Origin of the sequence: Endozoicomonas sp. ALC013, from assembly GCF_049310205.1 — a bacterium.
In the GTDB taxonomy this organism is placed as follows: Bacteria; Pseudomonadota; Gammaproteobacteria; order Pseudomonadales; family Endozoicomonadaceae; genus Endozoicomonas.
Genome location: NZ_JBLYNS010000045.1, coordinates 22,329 through 34,118, shown reverse-complemented (window position 1 = coordinate 34,118; position 11,790 = coordinate 22,329). Strand labels below are relative to the sequence as shown.

Below are 11,790 nucleotides of genomic sequence, written 5' to 3'. Positions count from 1 at the left end.
ACTGTCGACTAATGTGTAAACACCAACATTCAATGGAATTGAAGCATTATAAACACCTCTTGCAACATGACCATAGACTACCAGCACTATACCGATGGCTTTTGAGTAGTCCACCCATAAGCTTCTATCACTCATGACACCATTAATCCTTTAATATTATCTTGCAATAGGTATTTAAAAATTGAGTTTAGAGTTTGAAGGGTACTATCGTTTGTATTGAAAGCCTTTGTAACACTTTAACCTGGCCAAAACATGCTGATTTGCTGTGGTAAAAGCACTCACTATGTGAATAACGACTACTGTCGTAATGCCCATGTTTACAAGCCAGTCAGCCATTTGCTATGAACTGAAATAATTCTGCTTCACTAATTAATTAGTGCCAGGAGTTATCAATCTCAGGGTGGGAAAATAGCTTGTGAATTTTCCATTATCCCGTGTTATCAGTTGGAAATTTGAAGTCAAAGCATGGGCTCCAATAAAGAAATCAGGCAATGGTAATGTTTTATTGCCTTTGTTTTTTCTATATTGAAGGAAAACTTTTCCTGCCAGAAATAGCGCTTCACGTGGCATTTCCAAAACTTTAATGCCCATTTCAGTTAATGTTTCATCGACTTCTTCTATTGTTTTGAAACGAATCGATATTTCTGTGTATACCATTGAGTTGATGAATAGGCTATTGCTCTGGCTGTACTGTTCCAGAATATTTTCTGACCAATCAGCCCAGTTTTTGTCATTGGTCAATAAGTCCAGAAGAACAGAAGAGTCGATGAGAATGCCGTTCACGGTTTTCCCCTCGTATACCCCATAATTTCATCTGTGCTCATTTGGGCAGAAGCGATTCCTCTGAACCGGGCAAATTTTTTCTTCGTTTTTAGTTGGTCTCTTTTTGCCAGATAGAATCTGCCGTTCTCCTCAATAAAATCTATTTCACTTCCCGGCACAACTCCGAGTGCCTCCCTCACTTCCCTGGGGATAGTGACCTGGCCTTTTATAGTAACTCTCATGATTTTCTATCTCTGGCTTAAAGTAATACTAATATAGTATTACTTGAGAGTGTGTACCAGAAAAGCCAATGGAATCAGCCCAGAAACCCGAAAAGCCGGGGCCAGCCAGTGGCCGGTAATTACCGTTGGCGGCCTCTATTTACCCTTGTGCAAAAGATTCTTCTGCTCTGTCCAAGGCAACATTTTGCCGAAGCTGTGAACAATGGTCAGCAGCGCAAGAAGTAGCTCGCCAGGTGTTTTCTCAATTTCCTGCTCCAGGTCCTGTATTTTCATCTCAGTAATTTTCAGGAAGTTGATCAGAAGCTTTAAGAATCCACCCCAAATAAATCCCGGATATAAACCTTACCCCGATTCTCTGGTCGCAAGCACGCTACCGCTCACCATCTTTTGCGCTCTATGTTGGAACAGCGCAACGTCTGTTTGTAAAAATCATGCCGCAGGCATATTGCTACTCTTTAACTTTCACCCCCTGCAATGAGGGCATTTATCTGGTATTTGAAAATCGATGTATAGCTAATGTAGACATAATAAATGACAAAGTAATAACAGAATTACTAATTATCATTTTCCTTATAATTTTTTTTAATTACATTGATCACAAAGGATACGAATAAAAATTTTTTCTTTTTTCTGTTTTTGTGGCCTCCTCCCCAGTTAACAAAAAAGCCAATTAAACAATGCCAGAGTTATAGCCGTTATGGTCGTAATAGCCCTGGGTATAGCCATAAGCATCTTTTTGCAACGGATTGATCTTATTCAACACTGCTCCTGTCACTGGCGTTCGGGCCTGTAACAGACGACCAACCGCCACCTGTATTGCATTCACCTGCATGCGGCCAGCTTCAACCACATAGATCAAGCCATCGCAATGGCGGGAGATCATCAGCACATCACTGACGTTCTGCACCGGTGGACAGTCCAGCAGCACATAGTCGTAGTGCTCTTTCAGCTGTTTCAGCAGCATGCCGTAACGCTCAGAAGCCAGGAGCTCCTGGGGGTTTGGTGGTATCAGGCCACAGGGGATTACATCAATGCCATCCACCGTATGCACCGCTTCATCAACTGAAGCCGAACCCAACAGCAGGTTTGCCAGGCCAGCAGAACCACCTTTAATAGCGAAGTTCTTACCTAAAACCGGACGACGCAGGTCGCAGTCAATCAACAAGGTTTTACCCAGCTGCCCCAGCGCCAGCGCCATATTGGAAGCAATGGATGACTTACCCTCACCGGGCGCAGTAGAGGTAATAGCAAAGAGTTTATGCTCCTGATCCATTGCGCTCAGGTTGATGCCGGTCCGAATAGTCCGAATCGCCTCTCCAAATCCATGCTGGTCTTTATTGGTGAACAGGCTGTGAATCTGACCATCCAGTTTTTTATCGGTCATCTTTGGCAGCACTCCCAGCACTGGCAGATTCAGCTTTTCTTCAACGTCGCTTGTTGTACGGATAGTGTTGTTCAGCATCTCCAGCAGGAAAGCAACACCACAGGAAAACAACAGCCCCATCAAGCCAGCCACAACAACAATCAGTTTTTTCTTTGGTTTTATTGGGTGCTGAGGCGCATAGGCCTGATCCACAATACGAGCATTAGCGGTCTGTAAATCGCTGGTGGCCGAAGTTTCCTGAATACGTTTAAAGAATGCGTCGTAAAGATCTTTATTAGTCTGTACTTCACGTTCCAACGCCCTTAAGCGGAACTGTTTGCGGTTGATTGCCTGCACATTGACCTTTGCCTCCGCAACCGCGTCCTCAAGGCTGCGTTCGTTGGCTTTATCCAGCTCATAGTCCCGCTCTACCCCTTCAACAATATTACCAATCTGGCTGTCAATATTATTCTCAAGGCTTTCCAGGTCACTGCGTGCTGCAATCATTTTCGGGTGCTTTGGCCCATAGCGACGGGAAAGCTCCTGAACCAATCGCTGACTTTTTGCTTCTTCAGTTTTTAAGTCTTTTATCAGTGGATGGTTTAACACCGCCTTTAGTGAATCATGACTATTTTTTATACCACCATTTTGAATCTGCTGATAAATACCTTCAGACACCGCCAGTTTCCGACGCAATGCCACCAGTGACTTCGTCAGGGCTTTTAACTCATCACTGGAAATGGTTAATACCCCTTCCAGGTCCACCAGGTCTTCACTGTCCCGGTAATTCTGAAGACTCTGCTCAGCAATACGTAACTTCTCAGAAAGCTCATTCATCCGTCCCTGCATCCAGTCAGTAGCACTGAGCGTCAGGGATAGTTTTGCTTCCATATAAGCTTCGATATAGGCACCGGCCACCGCATTGGCAATGGCAGCTGCCAGTTTCGGGTTTTCGGACTGGGCGTGTATTTTCACCACCTGAGTTTTGCGTACAGGCTCAATGCTGACTTTTTTATTCAGGGCATTGATCACATCCCTGCGCACCGAAGACTCATCAACTTCTCCCCCGGGCTCCTGAAGGCCTAACCATACTTTCCAGTCCAGCAGCCCGACATACCAGGGAGCATTGTTCAAACGATCATTAAACTCCGGGTTATTCATCAGTCCGAGTTTATCCACTACCTTTTCCAGAACCCCCCGGGATTTCAGCACTTCAAACTGGGTATTCAGGTAACTGTCGCTGCCTTCAATGCCATAGACCTCCTCAATGGAAAGCACCTTGGCCTGCTCCTGTTCTATTTGCAGAACCGTGGTCGCCTGATAGACCGGTGTAATAGAAAACACCACCAGAATGACAATTAGACTGACCGCCAGGGTAAAGCCAATAATTGGCCAGCGGTAATTGACCAGCACCTGAACAATCTGGCGCAGGTCGATAATTTCTTCATCTTGCTCTGCAATACCCGGCAGTCGAGTGGGTTGTGAATTACTCATAACTATGACTTCTAACAGATGAGGCAACAAACTCCCGTTTACTGCCTGAATCAGGAATTTATTACTTAAAAAAAGCTCTCTTTAACATTGACAATATCACCAGGAAGCACCGAGTTATTCAGTGCCATGGTACGTTCCTGCAAATGACCATTTTCTTCACGGGTAACCACCACCTCTTTACGTGCCGCACGCTGGGTAAAACCACCAGCAAGGGCCACCGCCTTTTCAAGAGTTAACCCCGGTTCAAAACTGAAACCACCAGGTGATTTAACTTCACCACTGACAAAGAACTTGCGGTATTCGGTAATTCTGACGGTCACTTTCGGGTCAATAAAGTAATCCCCCTTAAGCTCACTGGTCAGAAACGACTGCAACTCACCGACCGTCTTTCCCTTCACCCGAATCTCACCCAGAAATGGGTAGGTGATGGTGCCCGCATCGGTCAGCCTGGTTTCCACCTCCATATCCTCTTCACCAAAGACGGTGATACTTATCTGGTCACCAGAACTCAGGCCGTAGGTAGAGTAACTCACCAGCTCTGCATTCGTGATATTTGCCATCAGCGTCAGGGTGGGGAAGATAATTACCAGAAGCGGTTTTACCCTTCTAGCCAGCAAACAGGGTCCTTCCATATTCACTACCATTTCTGCAAAAAACAGGAAACTGACGACTTTAGTCGTCGACTTATTTTATAACCATTAACATTTAAACAAGATTAAAGAGACACTTCAGCCGTCAGCATGTATACATTACGGCTAAATCCATCCGGAGTCTGGCCCACAGCCAGAGCCTTTTCATTCCGGTCGATGGTATTCCAAGAAAAACCCAGTGTCGCATAACGACGCAGTTGCCATTCAACTCCTACACCAAAATCATTTAACGTAAGGTGCTTCAGAGCTTCACCACTCGCTCTTTGCAACTCTTCATTGGTGTATCGGTAAGTAACACGGGTTGAGATACGAGATGTCCAGCCGTGTTTCCAGCTTACCTCAGTGCTGGTACCCTGAGTAAAAGTCACATCCTGTGGATTACCAGACTCAAGACCGTAGTCACGAGCAGTACTGAACTGAATCAGGGAGTGCTCCAGGGGCAGGTAACTGGCACCCACCTCCCAACCGGTATAGCCTTCTGAGCCTACCCCACTGACCTGACTGCTACGGTAGCGACGACCCAGCTTGGCGTAACCGGTGGTTTTCACTGTAGCTTCCCAACTCAGACCCACCAGATAACTGGTAATGTCATAACCGGCACTGTTTACACCGGTGTAATCCAGCTTGCGCTGCTTGATTTCTACCAGTGCATCAGTTACGGGCATAAAACGGTAAAATGCGGTACCACCCAATTCCGTTGTTTTGCGGTCATTACCTTGTGCAAGGCCATTACTGGTTTTGTAGTCCTGCATGTTGTAGCCACCAAATAGGTCAGCACGAAGGATGGCTTCCTGGCCACCCAGACCGTAGAGGAGACGACCAGTGGTGCGGATGTATTCAGGGGCACTTAGATCAACAACACCATTTACTGTTGAACCTTCATCATGGTAATTGCCAATACCCAGCGTCAAATCTATCCGGTTACGACTATTCAGCTCGTGATTAAGGTTGGCATCAAGGCCAATATTGGTAAAGTCAGCATCCTGCTCACTGGTAAAATGTTTGTTTTTTGCTGCTGCTCTTACCACATAGGTATTCAAACCCTGCTGCGCCTTAAATTCAACAGATGCTTCCAGGTCATAAACCGTAGAGCTTTTGTTTTTCAGGCCATCGGTCACACTATTTTGAAAGATATTGTCATCATAGCCAATATTCAGAACAGCCAGAGGAGTTACTTCAACGACACCCCAGTCTATATGTGCAGGCTCTTCTACCGCAGCAACCGCCCTCAAACCATGACTGGTCAGGGCAATACCAATAGCGAGCTTACTTATTCCCTTCATTTCCTACTCATCCCTAATGCATCTTTTAAAGGCACTTGTCAGTCCAGACATGTCGAGCCTGAAAAGCTCTTGTCATCAATGATCCCGCCATACCTTGGGAAGTAAGACCTGTAATCACACAGCAAAATTGATGCCAGCCTGCTTTCCTATTTATTTACTAACCGGAGATCTCTAAAAAATAAGCAGTTGTACTAATAGACCTAAAAAATTAGTTTGTATTATAAAATCAGTTTAAATATAATTTCTAGCAATATATTAATATATTTAAAAACTGGCTCTTTCTATTAAACGAAAGCCAATCCCTGAAAAATGGATATCTAACTTCATTGGATCTCGCTGATCAGGAAATTGTTGTTTATTTTCAATGAATCATCGCTTCCCATGGTAATTCCTAAACGTTCACGCCCATCAGGGCGCTTTGCCATACAGGAACCCGGATGAAACCAAAACACTTACTTGCCTCAAGTGCATTGTCGCTGATCGCTATTGTTGGTATGGCCCAGGCAGATCTGGTACAGGACCTGGCCACCATGCCAGCCGACCAGGCGCTAACCATAGCAATGCAGGCTGAAAATTCCTCTATTGAATCAGTTATCAGCAGTGCTGCTATACAACTGAATAATCAGCCAGAACTCCTTTCTGCTTTGATTGAAGCCGCAGTTAAAGTTTATCCTCTACAGACTGGTCAAATTGTTTCTGCCGCCATCAGTCAGGCACCTGACCAAAAAGAAATCATCGTCAATGCAGCCAAGGCAGGAGCTGGCAATAGTGCTGAGCTGATGAGCATGATCGACCAGGCCGCCGGACAGTTTGAGCAACTGGTGACAGCACTCGATGATGTTGAAACGACTGAAGAAATCGAGGCGGAACAACAAGAAATCGCCCCACTACTTCCACCACCACCGCCTCCTGCTAATTCTGGCTCCAATGACAGAGAGTCCTCCATCAGCGATAACTGATTTAAATGCACCCGATTCGATCGGGTGTTTTTTTATGTTTTTAACCAAGAAGAATCCAAAGGTTTTCACCTTTTCGTTTTATAGGTCTGTTATTTGGGGAAGAAGATATATAGCCTCAACAGATTTCCCGCGAACCAAAAGCTGTTCCACTCAAGGAGTGCAAGACGCATTCTAAAAATAACGTTGTAGCTTTTGTGGTTAAAAACAGCCCTTCCACGGCTCAAAAAATGCCCACTTTTAATGCGACCTATCAACAAATTGAACAAATTCAGTGCTTATGCCTGCATTGAACCGGCTTCTTGCTGACCTATATCAAAAAATGCACAACCCATTGGCTCTATTATTGATCTGCGCCAGAAGGTCTGAGGTGAAATGAGTAATGGTTTTTGCATTGGCAAATCCACTACTTTTAGCTGAACAAATATTGATCAATTTCACTTTATCGTGAAATATGTAGAGAGTATGATGACCCGTTGATTTCATCATCATCCGTCAGATTGAGGCTTTCTTTTTTGTCAGGTCAACTCTTGTCAGAACACACAGCGCCAGCACCGTTGAAGATTGGTCCTTACTCCATCGCTAACCCGGTGGTACTGGCACCCATGGCGGGCGTTACCGACAGTCCGTTTCGCAAACTCTGCCTGAAAATGGGTGCAGGCATGGCGGTGTCGGAGATGGTGACCAGCAACCCAAAGCTCTGGAATACCCGTAAGTCCAGGCTACGCATGGATCACAGCTGTGAGTCCGAACCACGCTCCGTGCAGATTGCCGGAGGCGATCCGGAGCAGATGGCCGAGGCGGCCAGGCTGAACCAGGAGTTTGGTGCCCAGATCATAGACATCAACATGGGCTGCCCTGCCAAGAAGGTTTGCAATAAGGCGGCCGGTTCTGCCCTGCTGCGGGACATTGATCTGGTGGAGTCCATCCTGAAAGCGGTAACGGCGGCGGTGGATATTCCGGTGACCCTGAAGATTCGTACCGGCTGGGACCCGGACAACCGCAACGGTGTTGCGGTTGCCAAACTGGCCGAACAGTGTGGCATTGCCGCCCTGGCGGTTCATGGCCGCACCCGGGCCTGCATGTATAACGGTGAAGCGGAATACGAAACCATCGCCCGTATTGTTGAGGCGGTGACTATCCCGGTGATTGCCAATGGTGACATCACCTCACCGGAGAAAGCACGGCATGTGCTGGACGTTACCGGTGCCAACGCATTAATGATTGGCCGTGCCGCCCAGGGCCGTCCCTGGCTATTCCGGGAGATCAATCACTACCTGCAACACGGGGAACGGTTGGCAGCCCCGGATCAGAATGAGGTTCAGGCAATCCTTTTGAGGCACCTGGAAGCCCTCCATCAGTTCTACGGCCTTTTTTACCAGGAGCTCCAGGCTGTGCGGATTGCCAGAAAACATGTGGGCTGGTACATGCAGGACCAGCCATCCGGCCTGGAGTTTCGTCGGCATTTTAATAAGCTGGAATCTTCGGAAGAACAGCGCACCTGCATTCAGGAGTATTTTCAGCGTTTTTCAGAGTCGACTTTTGCGAAGAAGTCAGAAGGTAACGGAGAGGACATAGCGGCATGACGGCAACACAAGTAATCGTAGAAGAAGGTCGTCCAGTAAATGGCCATGGGGGAAGCCTTGCCACAGCGTCGAGAATACCGGAGTCCCAGACTCTGCGCGACAGTGTGGAAAAATCCATGAATAACTACTTTGCCCACCTGGACGGGCAGGACGTCACCGATGTCTATCAAATGGTGCTGTCTGAAGTAGAAGCACCTCTGCTGGAAACGGTCATGGCTTACGTCAAGGGCAACCAGACCCGCGCGGCCACATTACTGGGCCTGAACCGGGGTACCCTGCGCAAGAAGCTGAAGCAGTACGGCCTGCTTTAATTGGTTCATTACTCTTTTCAATCTAATCAGTAGTTTCTGGACCAAGGACACTACTGATTTCCCCTTTATTCCCTCTCCCCCTGCCAATAGCCACCATTTCCAGCTAAAATCTGCCAGAATTTTTATTCCAACTATCTATTCCAACAAACGGTGAGTGAGAAACGATGGCAGTCACGACACGCCCGATTCGCCGGGCTCTGATTAGCGTTTCCGACAAAACAGGAATTGTTGAGTTCGCCCGGACACTGCAACAGCATTCGGTTGAAATTCTGTCCACAGGCGGAACTTATGCACTGCTGGTTGAGAACGATATTCCTGCCATTGAGATTTCTGACTATACCGGCTTCCCGGAAATGATGGACGGCAGGGTGAAAACCCTCCACCCCAAGGTTCATGGTGGCATTCTGGGCCGCAGCGGCCAGGATGAATCCGTCATGGACCAGTATGGCATCCAGCCTATCGACCTGGTTGTGGTCAACCTCTACCCCTTCGAGCAAACCATTGCCCGCCCTGACTGCGATCTGGCCACCGCCATTGAGAACATCGATATTGGCGGCCCGACCATGGTTCGGGCCGCCGCCAAGAACTACCGCGATACCACCATTGTGGTGAACGCCAGTGATTACCAGTGCGTACTGGACAGCCTGGCTGACAATAATGGCTTGATTGATCTGACCACCCGCTTTGATCTGGCCGTGAAGGCATTTGAGCATACAGCCGGCTACGATGGTGCCATTGCCAACTACATGGGCACCGCCATTAACAGCGATGACGATGAGCCGGAAGCTTTCCCACGCACTTTCAACAGCCAGTTTATTAAAGTAGAAGATCTGCGCTACGGTGAAAACCCGCACCAGAAAGCCGCCTTCTACACAGAAAAGAACCCGCCTGAAGGCACGGTTTCCAGCGCCAGACAACTGCAAGGCAAAGCGCTTTCCTACAACAATATTGCCGATACCGATGCAGCCCTGGAATGCGTTAAAGCGTTTGATCTGCCAGCCTGTGTTATCGTCAAACACGCCAACCCCTGCGGTGTGGCAACCGGCACAGATATTCTTGAAGCCTACAACCGCGCTTACGAAACCGATCCAACCTCTGCCTTCGGCGGCATTATCGCCTTTAACCGCAAGCTGGATATGACCACAGCCCGTACTATTATTGAGCGCCAGTTTGTGGAAGTCATTATCGCTCCCGAAATGGACGCTGAAGCGGCCGCCACTCTTCAGAATAAGCAGAACATTCGGGTATTAACCGCTGGCCAACTGGCAGCTGAGCCAACTCCTTTGCCGGATTTCAAGCGTGTCAATGGCGGCCTGCTGGTTCAGGATTCCGATATCCGTATTATTGATCCTTCTGATCTGAAAGTGGTGACGGATCGCGCCCCGACCGAGCAGGAAATGGCCGACCTTCAGTTCGCCTGGAAGGTCGCGAAATTTGTGAAGTCCAATGCCATTGTCTATGCCAGGCACTCACAGACAATCGGTATCGGCGCAGGCCAGATGAGCCGTGTTTACAGTGCCCGCATTGCCGGCATCAAGGCAGCGGATGAAGGGCTGGAAGTTCGTGGTTCCGTGATGGCATCCGATGCCTTCTTCCCATTCCGGGACGGTATTGACGCCGCAGCCAGTGCAGGTATTACTGCGGTCATCCAGCCCGGTGGCTCCATGCGAGACCAGGAAGTGATTGACGCCGCCAACCAGGCAGGCATAGCCATGGTATTTACCGGCGTTCGGCATTTCCGCCATTGAGAAAAATTTTCCCCAGCAGAAATCACAAAAAGAAAACCTTTGTGCACTCCGTGGTCTCTGTGGTTCAAAAAAAGGACATCCTTTATGAAAGTACTGATCATCGGCAATGGCGGGCGGGAGCATGCCCTGGCATGGAAAGCGGCTCAAGACGACAATGTTACACAAGTGTTTGTCGCTCCCGGTAATGCTGGCACCGCCTCTGAAAACAAAGTATCCAACGTTGCTATCGATGTGCTGGATATCACCAGACTGGTTGAATTTGCCCAGTCAGAAAACATTGACCTGACCATTGTCGGCCCGGAAGCACCATTGGTGGCGGGCGTTGTTGACCAGTTTGAACAAGCAGGTCTGGCGATATTTGGTCCGTCACAGGCAGCGGCCCAGCTGGAAGGCTCCAAGGCATTCACCAAAGATTTTCTTGCCCGCCATAATATCCCCACCGCCGCCTACCAGAACTTCACAGAGATTGAACCCGCTAAAGCCTACGTCAAACAACAGGGTACACCTATTGTGGTGAAAGCTGATGGACTTGCTGCCGGTAAAGGCGTGATTCTCGCCCAGACGGAGCAGGAAGCTTTTGCTGCTATTGACGACATGCTGGCTGGCAATGCTTTTGGTGAAGCCGGTCACCGTGTGGTGATTGAAGAGTTTCTTACCGGCGAAGAAGCCAGTTTTATCGTCATGGTGGACGGCAAAAACATTCTCCCCATGGCCACCAGCCAGGATCACAAAGCCCGTGACAATGACGATAAAGGCCCGAATACCGGCGGTATGGGTGCATATTCTCCTGCGCCTGTGGTGACGCCGACAATTCATGACCGAGCCATGAAGGAAGTCATCATCCCAACGGTACAGGGCATGGCCAGCGAAGGCATGCCATACCGGGGCTTCCTCTACGCCGGATTAATGATTGATGCTGATGGCACCCCCAAAGTACTGGAATACAACTGTCGTTTTGGTGACCCGGAAACCCAACCCATCCTGATGCGCCTGAAGTCCAGCCTGGTAGAACTGTGCCTGGCCGGTACCCGTGGTGAGCTGGATCAGGTTGAGATTGAGTGGGACAGCCGCACTGCCCTTGGCGTGGTCATGGCAGCCGGTGGTTACCCGGAAGCCTACCGCAAGGGTGATGAAATCACGGGCATCGATAATATCATCAATGCCAAAGTCTTCCAGGCCGGAACCCGTGTTGAAGAGGGCAAAACCCTGACCAATGGCGGCCGGGTACTCTGTGTGACCGCCCTGGGCGAGACCGTGAAGGAAGCTCAACAGCAGGCCTATAACGCGGTCACAACCATTGACTGGAAAGACGTCTACTATCGTACAGACATCGGCCATAGAGCCATCGTCCGGGAAGAGGCATAGTTACAGAGGTCAGGCAAAAGACTTTTAACC

11 protein-coding genes are annotated in these 11,790 nt (G+C 48.5%); 5 read left to right on the top strand and 6 right to left on the bottom strand.

The window, feature by feature from the left end:
• Positions 1–369 precede the first annotated feature (369 nt).
• The 6 genes from ACO6V1_RS10525 to ACO6V1_RS10500 form a co-directional block, all read right to left on the bottom strand.
• Positions 370–783: a type II toxin-antitoxin system VapC family toxin gene (locus ACO6V1_RS10525; RefSeq protein ID WP_422466801.1), complete on the bottom strand. Its 414-nt coding sequence runs from the start codon at positions 781–783 to the stop codon at positions 370–372.
• Entirely contained in the window at positions 780–1,004 is a 225-nt protein-coding gene (locus tag ACO6V1_RS10520) for an AbrB/MazE/SpoVT family DNA-binding domain-containing protein (protein WP_422446312.1), read from the bottom strand. The genes ACO6V1_RS10525 and ACO6V1_RS10520 overlap by 4 nt, the downstream gene beginning before the upstream one ends.
• Positions 1,005–1,139: 135 nt before the next feature.
• A complete protein-coding gene (locus ACO6V1_RS10515) occupies positions 1,140–1,277 on the bottom strand; it encodes a hypothetical protein (protein WP_422446314.1) in 138 nt (45 codons plus the stop codon).
• A 397-nt stretch (positions 1,278–1,674) separates the two neighbouring features.
• On the bottom strand, positions 1,675–3,861 hold the full coding sequence (locus ACO6V1_RS10510; RefSeq protein WP_422466799.1) for a GumC family protein: 2,187 nt from the start codon (positions 3,859–3,861) through the stop codon (positions 1,675–1,677).
• Positions 3,862–3,926: 65 nt separating this feature from the next.
• Entirely contained in the window at positions 3,927–4,493 is a 567-nt protein-coding gene (locus tag ACO6V1_RS10505; protein WP_422466805.1) for a polysaccharide biosynthesis/export family protein, read from the bottom strand.
• 83 nt (positions 4,494–4,576) lie between these two features.
• Positions 4,577–5,794 carry a hypothetical protein gene (locus ACO6V1_RS10500; RefSeq protein WP_422466797.1) on the bottom strand — a complete coding sequence of 406 codons (1,218 nt, stop codon included), beginning with the start codon at positions 5,792–5,794 and terminating at the stop codon, positions 4,577–4,579.
• Positions 5,795–6,231: 437 nt separating this feature from the next.
• Between ACO6V1_RS10500 and ACO6V1_RS10495 the strand changes: the two genes are divergently transcribed.
• The 5 genes from ACO6V1_RS10495 to purD all read left to right on the top strand — a co-directional run bounded on the left by ACO6V1_RS10495 (position 6,232) and on the right by purD (position 11,760).
• Complete coding sequence (locus tag ACO6V1_RS10495; RefSeq protein WP_422461108.1) at positions 6,232–6,753, top strand: hypothetical protein; 522 nt, start codon at positions 6,232–6,234, stop codon at positions 6,751–6,753.
• A gap of 554 nt (positions 6,754–7,307) precedes the next feature.
• A complete protein-coding gene (gene dusB / locus ACO6V1_RS10490; RefSeq protein ID WP_422466803.1) occupies positions 7,308–8,336 on the top strand; it encodes a tRNA dihydrouridine synthase DusB in 1,029 nt (342 codons plus the stop codon).
• Positions 8,333–8,647, top strand: a complete 315-nt coding sequence (gene fis, locus ACO6V1_RS10485) for a DNA-binding transcriptional regulator Fis (RefSeq protein ID WP_209199972.1) — start codon at positions 8,333–8,335, stop codon at positions 8,645–8,647. The genes dusB and fis overlap by 4 nt, the downstream gene beginning before the upstream one ends.
• Before the next feature lie 164 nt (positions 8,648–8,811).
• Positions 8,812–10,395 (top strand): bifunctional phosphoribosylaminoimidazolecarboxamide formyltransferase/IMP cyclohydrolase, encoded by a 1,584-nt coding sequence (gene purH / locus ACO6V1_RS10480; protein ID WP_422446322.1) that lies wholly within the window; start codon positions 8,812–8,814, stop codon positions 10,393–10,395.
• Positions 10,396–10,479: 84 nt separating this feature from the next.
• Positions 10,480–11,760: a phosphoribosylamine--glycine ligase gene (gene purD, locus ACO6V1_RS10475; RefSeq protein WP_422446325.1), complete on the top strand. Its 1,281-nt coding sequence runs from the start codon at positions 10,480–10,482 to the stop codon at positions 11,758–11,760.
• Positions 11,761–11,790: the final 30 nt, after the last annotated feature.